Origin of the sequence: Vibrio sp. SSH13-20 (assembly GCF_040104475.1) — a bacterium.
GTDB classification, from domain to species: domain Bacteria; phylum Pseudomonadota; class Gammaproteobacteria; order Enterobacterales; family Vibrionaceae; genus Vibrio; species Vibrio harveyi.
The window spans coordinates 336,982-362,610 of the sequence record NZ_JBECOU010000006.1; the positions used below are offsets into that span (position 1 = coordinate 336,982).

Consider the following 25,629-nt stretch of genomic DNA (forward strand, 5'->3'; position numbering starts at 1 on the left):
GTTACTACTGAATATCCAGTTCAAAGCCCTGTGGCGTCGATGCTGCGGTGACCGTCACTTGGCTAATTGGTTGTTGTGTACTTAGGCGCGCGATGCATTCTTCTGCGAGCTTCGGCATCAAAGAGCGGTTAATGATTTGCTCAACCGCGCGACCACCTGTCGTAGGGTCGGTGTTTTTGCTGACAACCAAATCCACAAAACCTGCATCCCACGTAAAGCTCGCTTGATACTGTTCTGCCAGTTTTTTGCGAATGCGGTTTAGCGCGATTTCGGTGATCTTCGCGAGCTCATCATCGTTGAGTGGGTAATAAGGCACGATGGTAGTACGCCCTAAGAACGCAGGCTTAAAGTAACGTTGTAGATCGGGACGAATTGCTTCGAGCAGTTCATCGTTGCTGATGCGTTCGGCGTTTTCATCACACACATCGCAAATCGCTTGGTCTGCGGCGTTAGAAGTCATGATGATTAAGGTGTTTTTGAAATCCACCGTGCGACCTTCGCTGTCTTTGATGTGTCCTTTATCGAAGATTTGATAGAAGAGGTCATGAACGCCCGGATGCGCTTTTTCCATCTCATCCAAAAGCAAGACAGAGTAGGGATTGCGGCGAATCGCCTCGGTTAACACGCCACCTTCACCAAAACCAACATAACCGGCAGGCGAGCCAAGTAACATTGAGATTTTGTGTTCTTCTTTAAACTCGGTCATGTTGATAACCGTGAGATCGTTGCTGCCTCCGTAAAGCTGTTCAGCGAGCGCCATGGCGGTTTCCGTTTTACCGACACCACTTGGACCACACATCAAGAACACACCGATTGGCTTGCGATTGTCGGTTAAGCCAGCACGCGAGATTCGAATCGCTTTTGCCAGTTCTTGCTTCGCCACGTTTTGACCGATAACGCGTTTGTCCAGCTCTGATTCTAGTGACAATAGGCGAGCGATTTCGTCACTCATCATGTTGCCGACGGGAATGCCTGTCCAACCGGAAATGACTTGAGTAATGGTCGCATCATCCACCATCGCATTAACTAATGGCTCTTCACCTTGAAGCTCATGTAATTGGTCGAGAAGGGCATTCAATTGGGCTTGCTGAGCTTCGTCTGGTGTTTCGCTTTCTGTGATGCTTTGTTGAAGCGCTTTAATCTCATCAACCAATGTAATCTCTTGCTCCCAACGCGTTTGGTAGTCAGCTAATTGAGATTGATTGGTGGTTATTTCTTGCTTCAATTCGGCGATCTCTTCTGCGCCTGTGCCGAACAAATCAAATTCTTTCTCTAAAGCAGACTGTTCGTTTTGTTGATAACGAATGGTTTGCTCCAACGCTTCAATCACTTCTGGTTTTGCACCTTGGGTTAAAGCAATACGCGCACTAGCTGTGTCGAGTAGGCTGATCGCTTTATCTGGCAATTGGCGAGAGGGTAAGTAGCGAATAGATAGGTTAACCGCGGCATCGATCGCGGATTCTGTAATAAACGCGCCGTGGTGCTTTTGCAATGAAGCCGCAATGCCTCGCAGCATCTGTTTGGCATCTTCTGCATTTGGCTCTTCTACCGTGACGACTTGGAAACGGCGAGTCAGGGCAGGATCTTTCTCGAAGTACTTTTTGTACTCTGCCCATGTTGTTGCGGCAATAGTTTTGAACTCGCCACGTGCAAGAGCGGGTTTCAATAAGTTGGCAGCATCATTTTGTCCTGCTGCGCCACCAGCGCCGATCAGCGTATGTGCTTCGTCAATAAATACAATGATTGGCACATCGCTGTTTTTTACTTCATTGATGACGTCTTTCAGGCGATTTTCAAATTCGCCTTTTACGCTGGCACCTGCTTGTAACAAACCTAAATCAAGTGAATGGAGTTGAACGCCTTGCAACGCACTTGGTACTTCATCTGCTGCGATTCTCAGCGCTAAGCCTTCAACGACAGCGGTTTTACCCACGCCCGGCTCACCAACGAAAATAGGGTTGTTCTGGCGTTTACGACAAAGAATGTCGATGGCTTTTCTTACTTCAGAATTACGTCCAGAAATCGGATCGATATTGCCTTCGATCGCTTGTTGAGTCAGGTTGATGGTGTACTTGCTTAATGCGTCGTTCGCGCTTGCTGTGTTTGCGGCTGAACTTGCTTCACCTGTGCTTTGTTGCGTTGCTCGCTTCACCGGCGTTTTGTTGATTAAACCTTGCAGGGACTCGGTCGACACGTTCTGTAATGATTCGAGATTGTTGCTCGATACGCCCATGACGTTCTGCTGCAACAGTGCTTGAACGAGATGCAGGCTGATGATTTCACCATGCCCATAGTTAACGGAGGCAATCATCCAAGCGTCTTTGAGAAGTTCAGTCAGTGCATGGCTGAGCGTTGGCTGGCTGTCTTGTACTTTTGGTAAGCGCTCGATGCGATTTGCCAGTTCACTAGCAAGTTGATCTTGGTTGATCTTCTGACTTTCAATCAGCGTTTTTAAATGCGTGTCTTGCTGATTTAATAGCGTGAGCAACCAATGTTCTGGCTCAATGGCAGCAACGCCTTGGTTCATAGCTGCACCCGCAGAAGCTTCCAATGCGCGTTTTAATTCTGGCGATAACTTGGCGACTAAATTTGTCAGCGTTACTTGTGTCATAACCTTATCCTTGTCTTTAGCGCGATAACCTTCTTTGTCGTCGCGGTGTCTACCTAGCTATTTCAGAAGAATCCGAATCCGCTCTGTAGGTTTACGTTCTGGGGCGAGGCAGTCCACTTCACCCAATTTCGCGGCTTGATCTGGTTGAGCAGACAGCCTTGGTTTTTCGAGATACGCACGCTTAACGTTGAGATAAATAGAAATCGGCGTGGCGTCTCGTAAATAATGTTGAATGAGCTGACGCATGTGGTTCGCCAACTGAGTATCTCTATGAATTTGATGTAGTTCTTTGCGATTGGCTGGTTGGATACTCACTACCAGATGTTGGTTGTAAGTCATGCACGTTTTGCCAATGAGGAAACCTTGCCCGATCCCGCTGTTATAGTCGTCTTTCTGTCCCAAACGGGTAAGAGAACTCGCTGGTAACTGGCGACGTTCATGGCTCTTAGTCGACACATCGATTTGGTAAGGGAAGTAGTCGTTAAGGATTTGCTCTAACGTTTCTAAGTTACGATGCCCTTGAGCGAACAACAGCGAATACTGGAACAGCGCGCCGTGTTCGTGTTTCAGGTTCGCCAGTTGTTTGAGTAAATCGGTTTTGTCTTTTGCCAACTCTTTCTGCACCAAGAGGTGAGGTGCGAGTTCTAGCTGCGCGGCAAGTTCAAAATGGCGCTGATTGAATACGTCTAAAAAGTCCTTGAGTGCGTGATCATCGTTATGCAATGCAAACAACAATTCTTCATAGATGTAGTTGGGGATAACCCCTTGTGCGCCAGATAGTGCTTGCTGCGCAATGCGAACTTTGGCGCTGTGGTCACTGAATGAAAAGTATTGAATATCGTCGGCATCACCATGAGGCATGGCTTCCGCTTTGAGCTCTAACTTCAGCTTGTGCCCAGACTGATTTGCCATTTGCATCAGCAATCGCATTGCTTGAGCAAAGTCATACTCATGTGGATTCGCCTTTAAATCGTTAATCAGTGACATCGACATCATCTATCTTCCACGCTACATCGAGCGTTGGCTCCCGTGGATTTTTGGATAACGCCTCGCAATGCCATCTTTGCCATAAAGACGAATTGTGAGCTGAATGTAGCGATCAAAACTACAGAACTGTTGGAAGAAGCGATTCAACACATCGGTGAAAGTCAGATAGTTGCCAGACGTATCGAGAGTGATTTCAATCTCTGTGCCCGGAGAGAAGACGTTCTTGCCAAGAATACGCATCGATGAAACTTGTGAGCGCACTTTTACTGACTGAATCATCTGAATTTCATCGCTTACTAACTGATTGCGGCTACACAATTGCAGCATTTGCTTAAGCTGCTGAGTCGGATCTTCAGAGTGCAGCAAAGACGAGAAATTACTGTTCAGTAGTCCGATAAACTGCCAGTGCATATTGGCGTCAGATTCACGTTCTATCGGAGCTGAAGGTGGGTAGAGCGAATGAAAATCACCGGGCAAATCGATCGGCTGTAAACATGTCATCTCACCGTTGATGGTGCATGCTTGTTTGCCATTAGTACAAAGAAGGCGAGTGCCATAGAGTTTGTTGAATTCGAGCTCTTGGTTGGCGTTTAGGCTGATCGCCAATCGCAGTTCACCTGTGGAATCTTTTCGGCTTTGCCAGTAATCACAATGTGGGTCGCTTTGGTAACTGTCTTTAAACAGTGGCGTCAGCAGTTTTTGACCGCTCGACGTAATCTCAAACACATCCAAAATGTCGACTACTTGAATTTTATTATCGGTATGCGCATCGGCATTAACGGGAATGGTGAGGCTGCGTTGGTCATAGCTGGTTGGTTCGCCCGTTTGCTCGAAGAGGTTCACCGCAGGCACGACATTGAGCTTAAACACTTGGTTGTCGAATAGACGGATAAACTCCATCGGCAAAGAGTGCATAAACAGGTTTAACACCACCGTTGAACAATCATGTTGCTGACAGGCTTCACCAAAGCCTTTAAGACGGAAGAACTGACGTTTCTCTTTGAAGAAGAAAAACTCATTCATCAAATGGTAGCCAGAAAATTGATTGCCTTTTTGTGGCAGAAACTGAAACTGCTTATCGCTAATTCGGCTCTTGAGCTGATTGGCAGCCAAGACAGCGTGATTCTCACCATTGATGTCGGAAATCGATATTGCACGCGCTTCACTAAGCAACAGTTCGACCAATGAATCCGCATTGTTCTCGAAACCTTGAACGAAGAAGTCGAGATCTTCTAACGCTAATTGACTGAAGTGCACATCATCATCGCCAGTAGACAGAGTGAGCTGAATAACGGCGGTAGTTTGTTCACTGCCTTGTGGGCGATTGAAGTCAAAGGGCGCGCTGCTTGCCTTGGTGTCAATCAGTGCAAATGGTGTCGTTTTGAGTTCATCCGTAGTGGTGAACAAACATGTTTTGCCTTGCGATTCGGAAGAAAAGCGTGTGCCTTTGGGAAGCGTCGTGCTGTCGGTGGAAGGCGCGTCTGTGCTCATTTCTAGATATGCCACACTCGGTACCGTTTGAATGTAACTTGGGTAGAGTACGCCAAGCAGTCCTTCGACAACTTCAGGGATTTGCTCAGATAGACGTTTTTCGACGTTGGCATTCAATAGTGCCACGCCATCCAATAAGCGAGCCAAACTTGGGTCTTCGATTTGTCCCTGATGGATGTTTAGGCGTTGTGCGTGTTCTGGATGTTCAGAACCAAATTGACCGAGAGCACGGCGAACAAAAGTCAGCTCCTGCTCGTAATAACGCAGTAGAGGATCACTCATACAAATCCTCCTTCATATCAGTAGTCATGTCGCTCAATGAAATCTTGGAATCAAAAATCAGCTCTTTTTCGCCCTGTGCCGTTTTGGCTTTGGCGACAATATTGAACGCGATGGTGTTTTCTCCCGCTTTACGTTCAACAAGTTCAACCATGACTTGGCTAAGACGAGGCTCGAAATGTCGAATGTAGTTTTCTAGTTTGAGGGCTAATTGCTGGTGGTCGAGACTGGCACTCAACAGGTGCACATCCTCGATGCCAAAACGGTAGTTAGAGCGCTGCACTTCGGTTAACCGATCATCAATGCTCATCAGTGACGCTTCCGAATCGAACAGACGAGTCAGGTGATATTTGATGTCCTCGATATCATCTCGACGAGTCGTAGGGGCAGTTTGCACAAAGGTACGCCAAAAACTCATTACGCCACCTCATCCAATTCTGTTGTCAGCACCACTTCGCCGCTGAAATGGTCGTATTGATACTGCGGTACGATGCGCAAAGTACAGACGAAATTGCCCGGATGATGATCAGAGTCGCACACGCTGATCTTTGCAAAACTCAATGGGTATTTTGATAGGGTTTCTTCGTTGGCGTACGCGACGTTACTAGAGAATTTTTCAATCCACTGAGAGAGGAACAACTCACACTCAGCCGCTGTTTTGAAGCTGCCAATCATTTCGCGTACTTGTACTTTGAGATAATGCGCAATGCGGCAAGACATCAAAGAGGTTTGGATTTGAGTGAGGACTTTCTCGTTATCAGACTCGCTGTTGTGCCAAATCGAATTGTTACCATTGAAGTAGAACTTGTCGCTCAAAGGACTCTTAGTAAGAGGGATAAAACCGCTGCGACTGTAGAAGGTCGACAGTTGCCCAAACAAGGTCACTTTGGTTTGTGGTTGAATCAGAAAATGGCTATCGCTTTGGCTTTGATTGACCACGGCACCTTGGTTGTTGTCGTTCCAGCGAGATTTCAAGAAGCCAAACCAACTCACACGTTGATGTTCTCGCATAATGGTGGACACAAACGCAAAGCCCGCATTGCCCCAAAGTCCGTTTTGTTTCTCATTGTAGATGAATCCCACTTTGGCGTTTTGATAACGTGTACGCATACACATTTCTGGCATCACTAAACCGACAAAACGCGCAGAGGACTTACTGCGTAAAGACTGCCACGATTGGTAATCAGGGCTGGCAAGGATCTTTTCGATTCGGTTGATATCAGACAGCCAATCAGCACCAGATTCGACAAAGAAATCGCGATTAGGAGCAAATAGCATTGGGCATAACGTGGCTTCTCCCAAGCGGCTTAACAGTTCGACGGTGAACAGATCATCGTAGTCAGATTCGAAATTCATATCTGCTGCTACTGGCTGTGTGAATAACAAGCAACCGAATGGATGTCCGCCCAAGGTGTTTAACTCTTGGTTGCCGATCTTGTTGTATAACTCGGACGTTTTGGTGCTGTAGGCTTGATTGACGTCGGAAGACACTTCTTCCCAACTCATATTGAGTAGCTTGAGTTGAGTGCGTTGGTAGTTTACGGGTAGGGTGGCTAAGCCTTGAAGCCCTAGCCAATTGGTTTGCAGTGCCTCAAATTCTGGATGATGCAGTAATGTATCCATCTGTTTCGAGAGCTTATTGTCAATCTCTGCAATTAGGCGCGAAATATGAGTAATAAGCGCATCGGGATGGTCTAGCGCGGAGCGAGACACTTGAGACAGTAAAGAGAGCGCCTCTTGTAAAAAGTCGCTGTCTTTATCGTCTAGCTGTGTAAATTGGGTCTGCCAACCTGAGTGATAAATCTTACTCATACTATCCTTGTGACCTAAATCGAATTGGCTTGGTCGAAGCATCCTACTTCGACCAAGCTTTATCGTGCGTATACCAATCGTAGTAAATAACTGGTCATTCTAGCTGGTTATAACGCTCGATAACTTCGTTTAAAATTTTGGCTGTAGAATAACTACTTACCGAAAATTTTAGCCTTGTTCTCAAGCGTTATTCCTGCGCTAACTCTGACCACTTACTTACTGTGATCGGTATTAACCTGGGATCTTCGCTACCATGCGAACCGACGTAGTCAGTTCTTCAAGTTGTAGCCAAGGTCTTAGGTGAGCAACGGCTGAATACGCGCCCGGTTTACCCGGTTGTTCAACCACTTCAATGCGAGACTCTGCCAATGGCGTTTTCGCTCGTTGATCGTTACCAATTGCACCTGCGTTGGTGTATTGATCGATCCAAAGTTGAAGTTCACGTTGAATGTCTGGCGCTTCTAGGTTCGAACCTAGCTTGTCGCGACCCATGACTTTCAAGTAGTGAGCGATGCGACCACTTGCCATGATGTAAGGAAGACGCGCTGAAATCGCTGCGTTTGCTGTTGCATCTGGGTCTGTGTACGTCTTCGGTTGCTGTGTCGTTTGACCACCGATGAACACGCCATAGTTTGAGTTCTTGTAGTGAACCAGTGGCAAGAAGCCTAGGTCACTTAACTCTTTCTCGCGTTCGTCGGTTAGGTTCACTTCTGTTGGACATTGCTGAACCAAGTCGCCAGCTTCGGTCTTGTAAGTTAGGTTTGGTAAGTTTTCCACTTTACCACCGTTATCCAGACCGCGAATTGCTGTACACCAACCGTACGCGGTGAACGCTTGCGTCATTTTCAGACCCAACTCGTAAGCCGCATTTGACCAAACCAGCTCATCATTGCTTGACGGATTCGGGTTGCCATCTTGGTCAGTGTTTAACTCTTCGTAGCTAAACAGTTTGGTGCCAAGACCTTTCTCTCCGTAAGGAAGGCGAGCCAGTGTGCGAGGTAGTGTTAGCGTTACGTAGCGCGCGTCGTCACTCTCACGGAACGAGTTCCATGCAGCATAAGCCGGAGAATCAAAACCAGCCGCGACAGGTTTGCCTTCTTCGAAGGTAGTGAAGTCATTGAACTCAAACATTTCCGCGTTTGCTGCGGCAACGAACGGAGCGTGACATGCAGCGGCTACTTCGCCCATGTAGCGGAGTAGAGCGACGTCTTCATCTTTTGCGCTGAACTCGTAGTCACCGATGAAGGTGCCATACGGTTCACCTCCTGCTGTGCCGTATTCGCCTTGGTATACCGCGTTAAACAGTGGGCTACGGTCGATGGCTGGTGCATCTTCAAACTGATCAAGCAGCTCTTCTTTGGTGTAGTCGACCATTTTGATTTTTAGTGAGCGTCCTAAGTCGCTCTCTTTAACCAGTTTTTGCAGACCACGCCATGAACCTTCTAGCTTTTGGAAGTCATTTTCTTGCATGACTTTCGATAGCTGTTTAGAAAGCTTTTTGTCGATCTCTACGATGGCGTTTTCAATCGTTTTGGTGACGTTCTTGTCCCATGTAACTGTACCGCTTAGCGCTTGCTCTGCTAATACTGAGAACAGTTCTTTTGTTGTGTCCGCTGGCGTTTGTGTGGTCGCTTCGATTGCACGATCCAGAAAGCTCAGCGAAGCTTCAGCCGCTTCTGCTTGTGGTTGGTTTTCAACTTCCGTCGTCATTATTCTGCTCCTTCTTTCTGGATGCCTAGCTCATCGGAAAGGGCGTTGATAGTGTCTGCGCTTTGCAGCACTTCCTTGAGTAGTTTCTCTAGATCACGAGAACGGTCCGCTTTTGAAAGCAGTACTTTGAGTTGGTTACGAGTCTCAACAAGCTTCTTGAGCGGTTCAACTTGCTCAACGATGGCTTCAGGCTCAAAATCTTTCATTGATGAGAATTTCAGACTCGCTTCGATTTGGCTGTCGTCATCAACCAAAACGTTGTCCACTTTGAGTGATAACTCAGGGCCAACACGCTTCATGACAGTATCGAAGTTGTCTTTGTCGACGTTATAGAAAGTGCGATCTTCTACGTCTTCTTTGTCTTGCTTGTGACCCGAATAATCACCGACGACTCCCACCACAAAAGGGAGTTCTTTGGTTTCTACTGCGCCATTCGTCTCGACATCGTAAGTAATACTTACACGGTTTTTGCTAACTCGCTTGTGTTGGGAGTTCAGTGCCATAATGGTATCTCCTTATTCCATTAAGAAGCTGTCGAAGTAACTTTCGCTGTCGTCGCGTCAAAGCCCACTTCAGGACCTTTCTCGATTTTGCCGCCTTCGCCTTCGATGTAGTACGCTTTCGAAATCTCGGTGTATGTCAGGCTGAATGATTCATTTGGCAGGTGGCCATCCGACGCGCCCATGTTGTAGCTCGACATACGTGCTGCGCTCAGTGTCAGGATTAGGTATGGATCTGCACCAGAACCTTCACGGTTTGGCTTAGTCATCACGATTTCGATGGTTTTGCCTTCACCACCTGGCGCGTAAAGGAAAGTCGTTAAGTACGGTGTCGCGCCATCACAGCCACGAGAGATGTTCACTTCACCTAGCGCGACCATGCCTTGGTCTGCGTTGTTCGCGTTACCGACGTCGATGCCAACGCCACGAACGGCACTCCAGTTCACTGTATCAATAGCAAAAAATCCATCCTTGCCACCGATCTTTTCTACCGTTGCAGCACCTTTTGGTGTGGTGCCATCAATTCTCATGTAAATAGAAGCCATTTGGTTCTCCTTTGCTTTTTAGCATTTTTTGCTTCACCACTCGAAATCGGTAATACCGCTCGACGATTGAGTAGTTTTTACTTCTGGTTGGTTGGTTGTATTTGGAGTGTCGCTTTGCTCTGACGTTGTTGGTTCAATTGACGTTGCACTTTGAGACTCCTCATTAGAGGCTGTTTGAACCTCAGTCGCAGGTGGTACGGTCGGAACCGACTCTGGCACTGATTGTGGTTCAGGAATTCTCTTCAGAATGGTTTGTTCTAAATTGTCCATTCCTGTGAGTTGATTGATATGGTCGAGCACTTGGTTGTTGCCACCAGTCATTTCTTGGAGTAGTTCTGGTAAGCTCAGATAACCCCAACGAATTGCGCGCTCTAGCAAGAACGGAACAGGGCTGTGTGGCTCGGTTTGTTTGAAGTAATCGGCGAGCTTTCTAAGTTCATGAAAAGCGTGGTCGCGATTTTGGATCTGACCTGCGATATTCATCGCAGTGGGTGCTGCTGGCTGGTGTGCTTCATTTGAAGGAATCGGCTCTAGCAACGGCGTCGTCGTAATTTGCTCTGCTTCTGGCTCTGATGAGGTTGGTGCTACTTCTGTATTTTCTGTTGCTTGATAGGTTGTTTCAGGAGAGTTTGATTCGACGGGGGGAGCCTGGGCTTCTTCGGCAATCAATTTAAATTGATCATCCAGCGGCCACTTGGAGAAATTATCTTCGGTGAGGTAACGAATCGCATTTATAAGTTCAGCGATGTTTTCTTTGATGAATTTGAAACTTACTGGCGTGGCGTTAATTGGTTGGCAATGCTTCGCGATGGCTTGTTCTGTAGCATCAAGATTCTGATACGTTTGCGCCAGATCCATTAAGATGTCTTGCGTGTCTGCGCTGAAAAGGTTTTGCGCTTTAGTTTTGATTTCGCCAAGCGAACCGTTGCGCTCTGCACGTAGGTAATCTGCAAAAGTGATGTCATCAATCAAGCCGATTAACTGCAAAGGCATATACACCGCAGTGGTATCATGAGTTTCACCAACAAGCTGTAGCAAAGGCTTCATACGGAACTCTGCACGTTCTCTCGCTATGCCAGACTCTTCAGCGCTTTTTAGTTTGTCTTCAGGAAGGAATGGATTGAGAGAGTCCCAAAACTGCTCCACGGTGCTTAGAAGAACTTGCGTTGCGTCGGCAAGGTTTCGATAGGGTGCGTCGGTGAACAACTGACTGGTGATATACCAACCTAGTAACTCCAAGTCTTTGCTTGACTGGGTGAGAGCGTGAAATGTCGCGGTACGCAGCTGCGTCCAGTTTTCATCATTACTCTCAAGTAAGGATTCATCACTGGATGCTTCGGGCGTTTCCACCAACTGGCGAAATGACGATTGCGCCGCATTGTAACTGTTTCTCAGTGCTCGATAGGCACTTCTATCGAGTTTTAGATAGACGCCGCTCGGCGATCCATCTGTGATCGGTGCCAAAAGACTATCAATGTCAACCATATTCAATCCATGAATTATTGTTTTATTAAGCCAGAGATAATTCCGTTCCTCTGGTTTCATAGTTTGTAAACTTCAGTCTAGTGAGGATTTTCCTAAATAGCCGATAAAAATTAACTATTTAATAAAAACTAAGATGTCGATCCAAAAAATTGGTCGGATGAATGCTTCTATCAATATAATAGCCTGATTTGTAAGGAGGTTTTATCCCCCTATAAGTACTGTGGGCATACCCGCAACAATACTGCCACCATGAGAAGTGGTGTCTCCCATTCGGGCGGCAGGTTTATTGCTTAATAGCACGGTCGTGCTTCCCATCGCGATAGAATCTGGGGTTCCAACGCATACGCAAACGTCACTTACTGTCGCGGCCGGTAAGTTACCAATCAACACAGTCGGTGCCCCGGGACCGGTGACCGGACCTCCCACATGAGGGATCGGTGGCGTTGCAGGTGTCTGCATTGGGCATACATGCATGTCGGTGATACGAGCAGCAGGTAATGTCATCGTACTTCTCCTTGTACTGCAGTTTGTGATTGGCTATCTGAAGTGCCTTGACCGCCTGCAGCGATATCCAAAGCCATTGCGATTGCGGCTTGATAGTAAGGTTTCGTCTTGTCCCATTGAGGCAAAGCGGCTGCGTGATTAATTGCACCTGCAGTCGCTTTGGCATACAGAAAAGGATCAGGCATAACGGGTGGAATATCTGGTGCAACGATGCTGCCAGAACCATTCCAGAACACTGCTTGAGCAAGCCAAGATGGCCCGCAGTTTAGTTCTAGTCGGTGAGATAGGTGTTCCGCTTTACGGCGTAATTCTTCGGAGGGTGAACGCACCCAAGCCATGCAAGTTTCGACACTCTGTTTTTGAAGTGGTGACCATTCCTCATTGCGTTGATTTAAACACAACGCTCCCCACCAAATTGCCTCACGTACGGGTAGAGCGTGCGTCAAAAACTGCACGAGATCGTTGTAGAGCTCTTTGTCTGTGAGTGATTGAATTGCATCGTTGATGCTGGTTTCTTCGTTGAGTAGCGCTTTAGCCTCGTCACTGGCTTTGAATCTCGGTAGTATTTGCTCTGCCGTTTGGTATGGAATCTTCTTATATTTCATTAGTTAACCTTTACAATTGCGCCTTTTACTTCACCCATTACGCCGCCATCAAATGTCGCTTTGAGACCTGATTTAAACTCCGCACTCAAAGAGCCCTCTGCAGAGAGCGTGGTGTCCGCTTTGATGGAAATACTCAAGCCAGAAATGCTGTTTGAACTGGTTGCATCAAGCGCCGTCGTGGTACCTGAAACCTTGTTGGCTGAAGTGGCTTTGCTGGTGACGTTGGTCCCTTCCAAATTCAGCGCGCTGCTGGCTTTGACGTCGATATTGGTTGCTTCAATGGCAATGGATGATGAGGACAGGGTTATTTTGCTTGAGCCAACTTTGAGCTCGATAGAATCGTCAGCTTCAATCGAAATCGACTTGGCTTTTTCGCTCAGTGCTTTGGTTACGCTCAGCGAGTAGTTGTCTTCTGTCGACACTGATACCGCTTTGGTGACTGTTTGGCTTAATTCACCCTTGATGGTTTCTGTTTGGTTGTTTTCAACTTCTTGTGTCAGGTCTTTGGCTGCATGAAGGTAAAGTAATTCATTGTCTTTTTTGTCATCGAAGTAGAGCTCGTTACTCTGTCCAGAAAGCTGGGTTTTGATGCCAGACTTTGTTGTATTGGCTTCTGCGTATGGCGGGGCATTTTTGCTGTTGTAGACGCTGCCCGTGATGATTGGTCTATCTGGATCGCCATCGATGAAAGAGACCAGCACTTCTTGCCCGGCTCGTGGCACAAACTGAGCACCGTAACTACTTCCCGCAAGCATTTGTGCGACACGAACATAACAACTGGTTTTGTCGCCAGTTGCGTCTGTATCCCATTGGAACTGAATACGCACACGACCTTGTTCGTCCTGATTAATATCACCCGCGGTTGAGCCTGCAACGACTGCGCTTTGCAAGCCCTGAACCACTTGTTTTGAGCGAGGTTGCGGGTAGTGAGGGGTATCTTTTGGAATTACTTTCAGTCTGGTGCTGCTCTGTGCACTTTCAGTGTAATCCACTTCCATACTGATGACCGAAAAGTCACCAAGTTGATCTTTGTCTAGATGGCTTGAGAGCGAGAAGTAAGTACCGAGCTCGAAGAGATCGTGTTTTGCGCTGGCAATGACACTTTGGTAATCCTGCTCAACATACTCGATGCGACGCTTGGCAAGATTACTAGAGAGATCCGTCATGTCCCCGCTGATACCCAAAGTCGGGTAACGCGTGTTGGCAAGTTGAGTGTTGTTGGCAATGGTATTGCTGGAGGTTTTACTGCCGCTGGTAATGAGTTTCGTCTGCGAATAATCGTAGCTTGATAGCTCAACACTTGCGCCATGAAAAGCAACGGTAGGGCACCAATCTTCAAGCAAAGGAAGTGAGCCTGTCGGCGTTTCCTTCATATCAAATTTCGCTGTGCTGGCTTTATCAAATGGAGTTTGAGCATCTTGCAAAATCATAGTGTGTGAACCACTCGCATGCTCAAAATAATAATGAACGCCTTCCTCAGCGAGCAGACGAGAAACGAAGTCAAAATCCGATTCGTTATATTGCAAACAATATTCACGCTTGGTCGAAGGCATGCTGGATATTTTATAGTTACCCTTGAAACCAGCGTTATCGAAAATATCACTGACAATTTCTTGTGTGGATTGATTTTGATAAACCCGGAAAGAATGTGTGTGTTTTAATAACCAAAACCACGGTTTAAGCGTTATTTCATATTGGTGATTCTGCAAATTAGAATCCATTCCTAAATGTTGGATCAATGTCACAACTCCATTGTAGGAACGATTGAGTGTATTGCTGCCAGATTCGTTGAAATAACGGTTTATGGTAAGGAACTGACCTAGTTGATCTTGCATGTCAAAGCCACTGGATACCAGCATTGCTTTGATTTCAAAGGGCTCTGACAAGGCTTGCTTTAGTGTTGCATTACTTATGATATGTTCTTGATTACTTGAGTCTTTTGCAGACATCAAACTAGCCGAACTGCTGTATTTATCAGCCATTGCATATCCTTATGCTTGAACTTTTTAATAATAAAAATTTGAAATATAAATACTATTATTAATCAAATTACTCAAAAAATAGCAGTATTAGATCTTATTCGCTATTCGATTTATTAAAAGAAAAGGAGTTCTTTATGGCGAGTCAAAATGCAAAAAAGATGGCGAAAGAATTTTTGCAAAATGTAGAAAAGGACAGTAAGTCATATCACAAAAGTTGGGCGAGAAAATTCGGTAATAAATACCAATCTGCCAAGAACTGGGTAAAACGTGACAAGAAAATGGTCGCGATGGATATTGCGCAAAAAGGGGTAAGGACTGGTATCGGGATGATTCCATTTCCCGGCTCGAAAGAGGGGGCAGCCCTTTTGGAAGTCGCAGGTGGCGCAGCGTTAAAAGCCGCTTCTCGCAAAGCGTGGGAAGAAGGCTCAAAGAAAGGCGTTAAATCTCTTCTTAACAAAAAAATTGAATCTGCTCGCAAGCAACTTAAAACCAACTCGGTAGGAAAAGTCGATCACGAGTTCCTGGCGCTTTCTGCGCGTAAGCGTGATGAACACATCCATGCGATTCGTAAACTCGTGAAGTACGAGGTGAAGCTGTTACCAAAGCGTTCTGATGAGCTCAGTTTGCGGTTATTCAAGCTTAAAGAGGCGATCAATGAATCCCGTGTGAAGCTCAACAAAACCACCATGTCTTCGACATCGGCTATCGATAACATGCAAGCTTGGACGGAGTTCTTTTCTGCCATCAAAGAGGTGGAGCACTACCAAGCGAAATTGCGTGAAAGCCTGATCCAAGTGCAAGAGATCACTAAAGATGTGGAGTGGTTCTTAGCGGCTTCTGAAGCGACTACTGATCAGATGAATGCACAAAACTTACCGCAGCTGGAAGAGGCGTTTGACCAGATCCGCCGCAGTTACGGCAACATCAATTCGCTGAAACAACTGCAAGATATGATGTTGGAGAGAAACCTCGTTGAATCCGGTTTGTTGGATGAAAAAGACTTAACCTACAAGCTGGTCAACTAGGCAAATCTGACCGTTCGTTAGCAAATTAAACCCAAGTAGGGAGCTGTTGTGCTCCCTAATTCTTTTTACTTGCTGAATTTAATGAGTTTTTATTGTCGACAATTTCAGCTTGCTCTTATCGAACTGAATGTTTTTTCATACATAAATCACTCAATAACACTATACCTTAGTCTAAATTGTCGACAATTTGCTTGATTGTCGACAATCTGATCGTCTATTTTATATTCAAGTTAACAAATTGTTGACACTTTGATTTCTAAATACGAGTGCCTTGAATATGAATACAGAATTGAAAACTCGTCATAAAGTGATTGTCTCTGAAAAAGAGCACACTAAATCTGAATCGCTGACCGAATCGTTAGTGGAAGCGATTGTGAGTGGTGAAATTGAACCGGGCAGTAAAATCTCAGAGCCTGAATTAGCCAAGAAATATCAAGTGAGTAGAGGTCCTCTACGTGAAGCCATGATGCGTCTTGAAGGGCTTGGGTTGATTGAGCGCATTCCGCATGTTGGCGCTCGTGTTATCACTTTCTCTCCAGAAAAACTCATCGAATTGTATTCAGTCCGCGAAGCGTTAGAAGGCATGGCTGCAAGGCTCGCGGCTCGCTATATCACTCAAGAAGAGTTACTGAGTTTGGAAATGCTATTGTCGACACATTCCAAACATATTGACGAAGTCGAAGGATCGTCTTACTTCCACCAGCATGGTGACTTCGATTTCCACTATCGAATCATTCAAGCGAGCAGAAACAGCAAGCTTATCTCTTTGCTTTGCGACGAACTGTATCACTTGTTGCGCATGTATCGTTACCAATCACCACGTGCGCAATCTCGTCCTAACGAAGCACTCAACGAACACAAATTCATTCTGCAAGCGATTCGCAACCGTGATGAAGAACTGGCAGAAATGCTAATGAGAAGGCACATCTCAGGCAGCCGAAAACTAATCGAATTACAGATTCTACATTCTGAAAGTAAAGATAGAGAACAAGACTAGAAGGAAATTGTCATGAGCTTATCTCCGGGGGCGAAGTTCAGACTCGCCATTGAGCAAAACAACCCGCTGCAGATCGTCGGCACCATTAACCCATACTGCGCCATGATGGCGAAAAACTTGGGTCACCAAGCTATCTATTTGTCGGGTGGCGGCATAGCTAACGCGTCTTACGGCTTGCCAGATCTTGGCATTACGACATTGAACGACGTTTTGGTGGACGTAGACCGTATCACCAACGCGTGTGATTTGCCGTTATTGGTTGATATCGATACCGGTTTTGGTGGAGCTTTTAACATCGCACGCACTATCAAAGCGATGGAAAAAGCGGGTGCGGCGGCAGTGCACATGGAAGACCAAGTGGCGCAGAAGCGTTGTGGTCATCGCCCAAATAAAGCGATTGTTAGCCAACAAGAAATGGTTGATCGAGTGAAAGCGGCGGTGGATGCACGTAATGACGAGAGCTTTGTCATTATGGCTCGCACTGATGCACTAGCAGTAGAAGGCATGGACAGTGCAATTGAACGTGCGATTGCATGTGTGGAAGCGGGCGCAGACATGATCTTCCCAGAGGCAATGAATCAGCTAGACCAATATCAACAGTTCTCGGCAGCGCTTGAAGACGCGACAGGGAAGCACGTTCCAATTCTTGCCAACATTACTGAATTTGGACAAACGCCGTTATACGGCTGTGAAGAGTTAGCCCAATCCAAAGTGGACATGGTTTTGTACCCATTGAGTGCATTCCGTGCGATGAACAAAGCGGCTGAGATGGTTTACAAACACTTGCTTGAAGTTGGCAACCAAGAAGCGTTGCTTGATTCAATGCAGACACGAAAAGAGCTGTATGAGCACCTTAATTACCACGACTACGAGAATAAGTTAGACAAGCTGTTTTCGGAGGGTAAATAAGGTCAACAAAGAAACAAACGGAAGCCCAAGAAAAAGATAGATAAACGGAATCTCTAATCCAATAACGTGAAAATTGTCTGATTCAAAAGAGCCCATTAAGAGAGCCAAGTCAGACAGAAAAGGAGTTCAACAATGCCTCATTCTGTAGAAAAGAAAGCTGAGATAGGTGGCGCAGGTCTACGCGGTCAAAGCGCTGGAAGCACAGCTTTATGCACTGTCGGTAAAACGGGGACGGGTCTAACGTATCGTGGTTACGATATTACGGACTTGGCAAATCATGCTCAATTTGAAGAAGTCGCGCATTTGCTGTTACGCGGTCACTTACCTAATCAACAAGAGCTAGACGCCTACAAGACACATCTATTGAGCTTGCGTGGCTTACCAGCGGAGCTTAAGCAAGCGTTAGAGCTGATTCCTGCTGATGCTCATCCGATGGATGTCATGCGCACAGGTTGCTCTATGCTGGGTAACTTAGAGCAAGAAATGGACTTTGAGCAACAGCTCCATGCTACTGAGCGAATGCTGGCGCTTTTCCCTGCGATCATCTGTTACTGGTATCGCTTCAGCCACGATGGCGTACGAATCAAAACACACGATAACAGCGAAGACTGCATCGGCGGCTACTTCCTGAAACTGCTTACTGATAAAGCACCAAGCGAAACGCACAAAAAGGTGATGCACTGTTCTTTGATTCTTTATGCAGAGCATGAGTTTAATGCCTCAACATTTGCGGCGCGCGTGTGTGCTTCTACGCTTTCTGATCTTCATTCTTGTATTACGGCTGCTATCGGTACGTTGCGTGGTCCACTTCATGGCGGTGCAAACGAAGCGGCGATGGAGATGATTCAAGATTGGCAAACGCCAGATGAAGCAGAAGCCAACATTCTGCAGATGCTAGAGAACAAAGACAAAATCATGGGCTTTGGTCATGCGATTTATCGTGAAAGTGACCCTCGTAATGCACTGATCAAGCGTTGGTCAGAAGCGTTATCGAATGAGGTGGGTGACACACATCTTTACGCGGTTTCTGAGCGTGTGGAATCCGTAATGAAGCGCGAGAAAGGTCTGTTCTGTAATGCTGACTTCTTCCATGCTTCGGCTTACCACTTCATGGATATTCCAACCAAATTGTTTACGCCAATCTTTGTGATGAGCCGACTGACAGGTTGGGCGGCGCACGTGTATGAACAACGTGCGAACAACCGAATCATTCGCCCAAGTGCGGATTATACCGGACCGGATCATCAAGACTGGGTGCCAATCGAACAACGCTAGCGCGTGACGCCTCTTTGTGAGCTTTGCCTTGATGGCATTCACAAGGGGCGTCTTTTTCACCGCGAATCCATTTCAAAAACAGTATCGCGGTGCGTTCAGGCACAAGATGTACACTAAAGCGGAAGCAAGCCCATGAGCATCACCACAAATATAAATACTCAATATCGTAAGCCGCTCCCGGGAACCCAACTCGATTATTTTGATACCCGAGAAGCTGTTAACGACATTTCTCCAGGAGCCTATGAAAAGCTCCCATACACCTCACGCGTTTTAGCAGAGCAGTTGGTTCGTCGCTGTGACCCAAATACGCTCACTGATAGCTTAAAACAGTTGATTGAACGCAAGCGTGACCTCGATTTTCCTTGGTATCCGGCGCGCGTGGTTTGTCATGACATCCTTGGACAAACCGCATTAGTCGACCTCGCTGGTCTACGTGATGCGATTGCCGAACAAGGCGGTGACCCAGCGAAAGTAAACCCTGTGGTTGAAACGCAATTGATCGTTGACCATTCACTGGCAGTTGAACATGCAGGCTTTGACCCAGAGGCGTTTGAGAAAAACCGCGCGATAGAAGAGCGCAGAAACGAAGACCGATTCCACTTTATCGAGTGGTGTAAAACGGCGTTCGAGAACGTTAGCGTTATTCCTGCAGGTAATGGCATCATGCACCAAATCAACTTGGAGAAGATGTCTCCGGTTGTGCAAGCCAAGCAAGGCATTGCTTACCCAGATACCTGTGTCGGCACAGACAGTCATACACCTCACGTTGATTCTCTTGGCGTGATTGCGATTGGTGTCGGCGGTTTAGAGGCGGAGACGGTTATGCTTGGTCGCCCGTCGATGATGCGTCTACCAGACATTGTTGGCGTGAAGCTTACTGGTAAGCGTCAACCGGGTATTACCGCTACCGATATCGTGTTGGCGATTACCGAGTTCCTGCGCAATGAACGTGTGGTTTCATCCTATCTCGAGTTCTTTGGCGAAGGGGCGCGAGACCTAACCATCGGCGACCGCGCGACCATCTCAAACATGACGCCAGAATACGGCGCAACCGCTGGGATGTTCTACATTGATGAGCAGACCATTAATTACCTCAAACTGACAGGGCGCGATGATCAACAGGTCGACTTGGTTGAGAAGTACGCCAAGCAAACCGGTCTGTGGGCAGATGATTTAGACACTGCCGTTTACGAACGCGTACTTGAGTTTGATTTGTCCCAAGTCGGGCGTAATTTGGCAGGTCCATCTAATCCTCATCGTCGTTTACCTACCTCAGAGCTTGCTGAGCGTGGTGTTTCTGGAGAGTGGCAAGAGAAAGAAGGCGAGCTTCCAGATGGCGCGGTGATCATCGCGGCGATTACTTCTTGTACCAATACCAGTAACCCAAGAAACGTTGTGGCAGCAGGTCTGGTCGCTAAGAAAGCGAATGAGCTTGGATTGGTGCGCAAACCTTGGGTGAAGTCTTCATTTGCTCCGGGTTCTAAAGTTGCTCGACTCTACCTTGAAGAATCTGGCTTACTCCCTGAACTAGAGAAACTTGGTTTTGGTATCGTGGCTTATGCGTGTACAACCTGTAACGGTATGAGTGGTGCACTTGACCCGAAAATCCAACAAGAGATCATCGACCGAGATCTGTATTCAACGGCAGTACTTTCTGGGAACCGAAACTTTGATGGTCGAATTCATCCTTATGCAAAACAAGCATTCTTAGCATCGCCACCTTTGGTCGTTGCTTACGCGTTAGCTGGTACGATTCGTTTTGATATCGAACGTGACTCTTTAGGCACAGACAAAGATGGCAAGCCCGTTTATCTCAACGACTTGTGGCCAACAGATGAAGAAATTGATGCTGTGGTGGGTGAATACGTTAAGCCTGAGCAATTTAATCAAGTCTACATTCAAATGTTCAAACTGAATGATGAGGCTCGCAATCCGAATCCGCTCTACGATTGGCGTCCGATGAGTACGTATATCCGAAGACCTCCCTACTGGCAAAAAGAGGGGGAGGGAGCACTGGCTGGTGAGCGAACTCTGTCTTCAATGCGTCCTCTTGCCGTTTTAGGCGATAACATTACGACCGACCATTTGTCGCCATCGAACGCGATTTTGGCAAGCAGCGCCGCAGGCGAATACCTCGCGAAGATGGGCGTGCCAGAAGAAGACTTTAACTCATACGCGACTCACCGAGGCGATCACTTAACCGCGCAGCGCGCCACTTTCGCTAATCCAAAACTGTTCAACGAAATGGTCAAGGAAAATGGCGAAGTCGTGCAAGGATCGTTAGCGAGAGTCGAACCTGAAGGCAAAGTAACACGCATGTGGGAAGCGATAGAGACTTACATGAATCGCAAGCAGCCGCTTATCGTGGTCGCAGGTGCGGATTATGGTCAAGGATCATCCCGAGATTGGGCGGCGAAAGGCGTTCGCTTGGCGGGTGTAGAAGCCATTGTCGCTGAAGGTTTTGAGCGTATCCACCGTACCAACTTAGTTGGCATGGGCGTACTTCCTCTGCAATTTAAAGATGGCGTGAACCGAAAGACACTCGAATTAGATGGCACTGAACTTTATGACGTTATCGGCGATATCACTCCTGGTGCTGATTTGGCGTTGGTGATTACCCGTGCTAATGGCGACAAGGTTGATGTGCCAGTGACTTGTCGACTCGATACTGAAGATGAAGTTCACGTGTACAAAGCGGGCGGTGTGTTACAGCGCTTTGCTCAAGATTTCCTCTCGCAATAGATAGCGCAATAACGGAGTAAGATATGGATAGCAAGATGCAAAGCCAAATCAAAGTCCCGGCGACTTACATGCGCGGCGGGACGAGCAAAGGGGTGTTCTTCAACCTTGAAGATTTGCCACAGCCAGCGCAAGTTGCAGGCGAGGCAAGAGACAAGCTGCTACTTCGTGTGATTGGCAGCCCAGATCCGTACGCAAAACAAATTGATGGCATGGGGGGCGCGACTTCCAGCACCAGTAAAACTGTGATTGTGTCGCGCAGTCAGCGAGTCGATCACGACGTTGATTACCTGTTCGGGCAAGTATCAATAGATAAGCCGTTTGTCGATTGGAGTGGTAACTGTGGCAATCTTTCTGCTTCAGTCGGACCTTTCGCCATTCATGCAGGGTTGATCGATGAAGATCGTATTCCCGAAAACGGCATCGTTACTGTTCGCGTATGGCAGGTAAATATTGGAAAAACCATTTTGATTCATGTACCAATCATAAATGGTTTCGTTCAAGAAACAGGGGAGTTTGAGCTTGATGGTGTGACGTTCCCAGCGGCTGAAATCCAAGTTGATTTCGTCGACCCTGCTGATGGTGACGGCAGCATGTTTCCAACCGGCAATCTAGTAGACGATTTGGTCGTGCCAGATGTTGGGACATTCAACGCAACCTTCATTAACGCAGGCATACCGACGATCTTCATTGACGCAGAAGCGCTCGGCTACCAAGGCACTGAGCTTCAAGATGACATCAATAACGATGAGTTTGCGCTCGCGAGGTTTGAGTCCATTCGTGCTCATGGCGCGCTAAAAATGGGGCTGATTGATTCGCTCGAAGAGGCTCAAACACGTCAACACACGCCTAAGATTGCGTTTGTTTCCCAGCCTAAATCCTATTTATCGTCGAGTGGTAAAGCCGTAGAGGCAGGTGAGGTCGATATTCTCGTCCGAGCTTTATCTATGGGCAAGCTTCACCACGCCATGATGGGAACCGCTGCGGTCGCCATTGCCTCGGCGGCATGCGTCCCGGGTACTCTAGTCAATTTGGCGGCTGGTGGCGGAGAGAAAGAATCAGTGACGTTTGGGCATCCGTCAGGAACGCTTAAGGTGGGGGCAAAAGCCAAACAAACACAACAAGGTTGGGTGGTTGAGAAAGCCATCATGAGCCGCAGCGCAAGAATACTGATGGAGGGCTTTGTGCGTGTTCCCTCCAATGTCTTTGAATAACACAATTGCATGGTAGTGATACTTATACCAACCACATCAATTATTTGATGATTCTTGCTTGTTAAAACCGCTGATAACTTCGTTAAACCTATTTCTTAGTAAAAGAAGGTGTAGGTAGAGCAACTAGCTAGCTGCAATCTTTGCCTTGTTCTAAGCGGTTTTACCTACGCAATCTTCTGAACATCTAATTAATGCGATTGGTATTAAAAAGCAATGTCAGGACATACTGGAGGAAGCAATATGTCTGCATATCAAAAAGAATACCTTTGGGCACAAAATGAACCGGAAAACTTTTGGCGTACTCAAGCTGAAAACATCGATTGGTTTGAAGCGCCAAACACCATCTTACAAGCTGACGAACAAGGGATTGAACGTTGGTTTCCTGATGGCGTATTGAACACGTCATGGCTCGCGCTCGATTATCATTGCGAGCAAGGAAGAGGCGATAAAACCGCACTGATTTATGATTCGCCAGTGACGGGGCAAAAACAAACTTACAGCTATCAAGCTTTGCGCGACCAAGTAGCAAAAATCGCGGGTATGCTTTCTAACCAAGGCGTAACCAAAGGCGATCGTGTGGTCGTCTACATGCCGATGATCCCAGAAGCGGCGATGGCGATGCTGGCTTGTGCTCGATTGGGTGCGATTCACTCGGTGGTGTTTGGCGGTTTTGCCCCGAATGAGCTTGCCGTTCGAATTGAAGATGCGGAACCCAAAGTCATCATGACGGCGTCTTGTGGCATCGAAATTAACAAGGTGATCCCGTACAAACCAATGGTTGATAAAGCCATTATGGACAGCCGTTGGAAGCCTGAGAAAGTCTTTGTTCTTCAACGCCCGCAGTGCGAAGCCGAACTTAACCTTGAACGTGATTTAGATTGGCAGCAAGAATACGCGCAAGCTTTGCCTCATGCGTGTGTCCCTGTGCTAGCGACAGATCCTCTTTATATTTTGTATACCTCTGGCACAACAGGGAAACCAAAAGGCGTGGTGCGTGACAATGGTGGTCATGCCGTGGCGATGAAATATTCGATGACGTCGATTTATAACATTCCTCAAGATGGTGTGTTCTGGGCTGCATCCGATGTAGGGTGGGTCGTTGGTCACTCTTACATTGTGTACGCACCGTTGATTCATGGCTGTACAACTATTCTATTTGAAGGCAAACCAGTGAGAACACCGGATCCGGGGGCATTCTGGCGTGTTTGTGACGAATACAAAGTGGACGTGCTTTTCTCCGCGCCAACCGCTTTCCGCGCAATTAAGAAAGAAGACCCAGAAGGCGAGTTCATTAAGCGATACGACTTGTCCAACCTCGACTCTATTTTCATGGCAGGTGAACGTCTTGACCCACCAACGCTAGAATGGGTCGAAAGCAAAGCAGATAAGCCGGTCATTGACCACTGGTGGCAAACCGAAACTGGATGGGCTATCGCGGGCAATCCGACCGGTATCGAGGTAATGCCGGTAAAAGCAGGCTCTGCTACCAAGCCGATACCTGGCTATCAGGTCGAGATTCTCAACGAAATGGGAATGCCAGTGGGTGCAAATCAGCAAGGTTTTGTGGCTCTGAAGCGCCCATTACCACCAAGTTGTCTACCAACTGTCTGGCGCAACCATGACCGCTTTGAAACTGGTTATCTAAGTCAATTTCCGGGTTACTACGTATCGGGAGATGGCGGTTACCTAGATGAAGATGGCTACCTGTTTATCATGGGACGAATTGATGACGTAATTAACGTTGCAGGTCACCGCCTATCTACTGGCGAAATGGAAGAAATCGTGGGCGGTCACCCAGCGATTGCGGAATGCGCGGTAGTCGGTATCCATGATGAGTTAAAAGGACAGCTACCACTTGGCTTCGTGGTTCTTAAAGATGGTGTGAAGATTGATGATCTAACGCTAGAGGGTGAGTTGGTGGGTAAAGTGCGCAACGAGATTGGTGCTGTGGCTTGCTTTAAACATGCGCTGGTTGTCGATCGTTTACCAAAGACACGCTCAGGCAAAATTTTGCGAAGAACCATTCGTCAAATAGCCGATGGTGAGCAATACGTGGTGCCATCAACCATTGATGATCCATCCAGTTTAGGCGAAATCGAACGAGTGCTTAAACGTGGCTAGTTAAGTACGATTTTAATTAAGCACGATCTTAGATTAGCTGCGACCAATCGTAAATATCGAAGCCTCTTGTTTTGTCGGCAAGAGGCTTTTGCATTCCTGCTTGCCTAATCTCGTGTTTAAACACACACTATATGGATTCCTGTTTTTGGCTTCTTTTCCTATGTCTACTTTTGTAATCAAACCAGCGCTTTTTGACGATCTTGAACAACTCAATGATTTGATGTTCGAGCTGCATGATGAGCACCACATCCAATCTCCAGAGCTGTTTAAAACCGCAGAAGAAATCGAACAAGAAAAGAGTATTGCTCGCTATCTCGATAATCCTGAATGTTTGGTGTATGTCGCTAGAGTAGAGGGTGAGATCGTCGGCTTTGTATCTGGGCATTTCTGCGAGCTTATTTCTACGGTTAGTAAACCTGTCATGATGGGAAGCGTTGATGAGCTATACGTATTACCCGAATATCGTAAGCAAGGTACCGCGAAAGCTTTGATTGAAAAGATAGAGACGACATTTGTTGATTATGGAGTGAAACAGATGTTTGTTGAGGTTTGGGACTTTAACCAGACAGCGATTTCTCTCTATGAGAACCAAGGTTTTGGGCATCATATTCATTGGTTAAGAAAGTCGTTATCTGAACGTTAATTAATGCGTAGCTAAGACGGTAACTTAGTGACTTATGTAATCTGATGGTGCAAAAGTTGAGTCTAATGGTCAGTATTTACTATTAGTCTCGTCGCAATGTGCGGCGACTCATTCTCATCCAAATTGGTGATGTTGCTTTTGTTTGCTTGTTTTGTAAGTGGCACATGAATAGTGCCTCATAAAACAAGAGGAAAA

Annotated in this window: 20 protein-coding genes; 8 read left to right on the forward strand and 12 right to left on the reverse strand. The window is 46.9% G+C overall.

Annotation, left to right across the window (positions count from 1 at the left end; genetic code table 11):
• Positions 1–4: 4 nt before the first annotated feature.
• From tssH to tssI, 12 genes are all read right to left on the reverse strand, one after another.
• Complete coding sequence (gene tssH, locus ABMY42_RS18885; RefSeq protein ID WP_349266637.1) at positions 5–2,611, reverse strand: type VI secretion system ATPase TssH; 2,607 nt, start codon at positions 2,609–2,611, stop codon at positions 5–7.
• Between the two features lie 57 nt (positions 2,612–2,668).
• On the reverse strand, positions 2,669–3,607 hold the full coding sequence (locus tag ABMY42_RS18890) for a type VI secretion system baseplate subunit TssG (protein WP_173652497.1): 939 nt from the start codon (positions 3,605–3,607) through the stop codon (positions 2,669–2,671).
• 12 nt (positions 3,608–3,619) lie between these two features.
• Entirely contained in the window at positions 3,620–5,371 is a 1,752-nt protein-coding gene (gene tssF / locus ABMY42_RS18895; RefSeq protein ID WP_349266638.1) for a type VI secretion system baseplate subunit TssF, read from the reverse strand.
• Entirely contained in the window at positions 5,364–5,786 is a 423-nt protein-coding gene (tssE, locus tag ABMY42_RS18900; RefSeq protein ID WP_005451929.1) for a type VI secretion system baseplate subunit TssE, read from the reverse strand. The genes tssF and tssE overlap by 8 nt, the downstream gene beginning before the upstream one ends.
• On the reverse strand, positions 5,786–7,180 hold the full coding sequence (locus tag ABMY42_RS18905; protein ID WP_349266639.1) for a type VI secretion system contractile sheath large subunit: 1,395 nt from the start codon (positions 7,178–7,180) through the stop codon (positions 5,786–5,788). Before ABMY42_RS18905 ends, tssE begins: the two co-directional genes overlap by 1 nt.
• A 231-nt stretch (positions 7,181–7,411) precedes the next feature.
• Complete coding sequence (tssC, locus tag ABMY42_RS18910) at positions 7,412–8,890, reverse strand: type VI secretion system contractile sheath large subunit (RefSeq protein WP_038899054.1); 1,479 nt, start codon at positions 8,888–8,890, stop codon at positions 7,412–7,414.
• Positions 8,890–9,393: a type VI secretion system contractile sheath small subunit gene (gene tssB / locus ABMY42_RS18915; protein ID WP_005443648.1), complete on the reverse strand. Its 504-nt coding sequence runs from the start codon at positions 9,391–9,393 to the stop codon at positions 8,890–8,892. The genes tssC and tssB overlap by 1 nt, the downstream gene beginning before the upstream one ends.
• Before the next feature lie 20 nt (positions 9,394–9,413).
• Complete coding sequence (locus ABMY42_RS18920; protein ID WP_005426582.1) at positions 9,414–9,935, reverse strand: type VI secretion system tube protein Hcp; 522 nt, start codon at positions 9,933–9,935, stop codon at positions 9,414–9,416.
• Between the two features lie 33 nt (positions 9,936–9,968).
• The gene (locus ABMY42_RS18925; protein WP_050908590.1) at positions 9,969–11,420 is read right to left on the reverse strand and encodes a type VI secretion system ImpA family N-terminal domain-containing protein; all 1,452 of its coding nucleotides are present in this window, start codon (positions 11,418–11,420) and stop codon (positions 9,969–9,971) included.
• Between the two features lie 201 nt (positions 11,421–11,621).
• Positions 11,622–11,924, reverse strand: a complete 303-nt coding sequence (locus ABMY42_RS18930) for a PAAR domain-containing protein (RefSeq protein ID WP_038899052.1) — start codon at positions 11,922–11,924, stop codon at positions 11,622–11,624.
• Positions 11,921–12,529, reverse strand: coding sequence for a hypothetical protein (locus ABMY42_RS18935; RefSeq protein WP_349266640.1), 609 nt, complete (start codon positions 12,527–12,529; stop codon positions 11,921–11,923). Before ABMY42_RS18935 ends, ABMY42_RS18930 begins: the two co-directional genes overlap by 4 nt.
• On the reverse strand, positions 12,529–14,511 hold the full coding sequence (gene tssI / locus ABMY42_RS18940) for a type VI secretion system tip protein TssI/VgrG (RefSeq protein ID WP_050908591.1): 1,983 nt from the start codon (positions 14,509–14,511) through the stop codon (positions 12,529–12,531). Before tssI ends, ABMY42_RS18935 begins: the two co-directional genes overlap by 1 nt.
• Positions 14,512–14,645: 134 nt before the next feature.
• On the opposite strand from tssI, the gene ABMY42_RS18945 reads away from it, so the two are divergent.
• The 8 genes from ABMY42_RS18945 to ABMY42_RS18980 all read left to right on the forward strand — a co-directional run bounded on the left by ABMY42_RS18945 (position 14,646) and on the right by ABMY42_RS18980 (position 25,434).
• Positions 14,646–15,536 (forward strand): hypothetical protein, encoded by an 891-nt coding sequence (locus ABMY42_RS18945; RefSeq protein ID WP_005426534.1) that lies wholly within the window; start codon positions 14,646–14,648, stop codon positions 15,534–15,536.
• 277 nt (positions 15,537–15,813) lie between these two features.
• The gene (locus ABMY42_RS18950; protein WP_009696948.1) at positions 15,814–16,533 is read left to right on the forward strand and encodes a GntR family transcriptional regulator; all 720 of its coding nucleotides are present in this window, start codon (positions 15,814–15,816) and stop codon (positions 16,531–16,533) included.
• Positions 16,534–16,545: 12 nt separating this feature from the next.
• On the forward strand, positions 16,546–17,442 hold the full coding sequence (prpB, locus tag ABMY42_RS18955; RefSeq protein WP_020197566.1) for a methylisocitrate lyase: 897 nt from the start codon (positions 16,546–16,548) through the stop codon (positions 17,440–17,442).
• A 132-nt stretch (positions 17,443–17,574) separates the two neighbouring features.
• The gene (gene prpC, locus ABMY42_RS18960) at positions 17,575–18,717 is read left to right on the forward strand and encodes a 2-methylcitrate synthase (protein WP_009702301.1); all 1,143 of its coding nucleotides are present in this window, start codon (positions 17,575–17,577) and stop codon (positions 18,715–18,717) included.
• A gap of 132 nt (positions 18,718–18,849) precedes the next feature.
• The gene (gene acnD, locus ABMY42_RS18965) at positions 18,850–21,459 is read left to right on the forward strand and encodes a Fe/S-dependent 2-methylisocitrate dehydratase AcnD (protein ID WP_029789734.1); all 2,610 of its coding nucleotides are present in this window, start codon (positions 18,850–18,852) and stop codon (positions 21,457–21,459) included.
• Between the two features lie 23 nt (positions 21,460–21,482).
• Positions 21,483–22,670: a 2-methylaconitate cis-trans isomerase PrpF gene (gene prpF, locus ABMY42_RS18970; protein ID WP_349266641.1), complete on the forward strand. Its 1,188-nt coding sequence runs from the start codon at positions 21,483–21,485 to the stop codon at positions 22,668–22,670.
• A gap of 240 nt (positions 22,671–22,910) precedes the next feature.
• Positions 22,911–24,791: a propionyl-CoA synthetase gene (locus ABMY42_RS18975; RefSeq protein ID WP_349266642.1), complete on the forward strand. Its 1,881-nt coding sequence runs from the start codon at positions 22,911–22,913 to the stop codon at positions 24,789–24,791.
• A 160-nt stretch (positions 24,792–24,951) separates the two neighbouring features.
• Positions 24,952–25,434 carry a GNAT family N-acetyltransferase gene (locus ABMY42_RS18980; protein ID WP_069687106.1) on the forward strand — a complete coding sequence of 161 codons (483 nt, stop codon included), beginning with the start codon at positions 24,952–24,954 and terminating at the stop codon, positions 25,432–25,434.
• Positions 25,435–25,629: the final 195 nt, after the last annotated feature.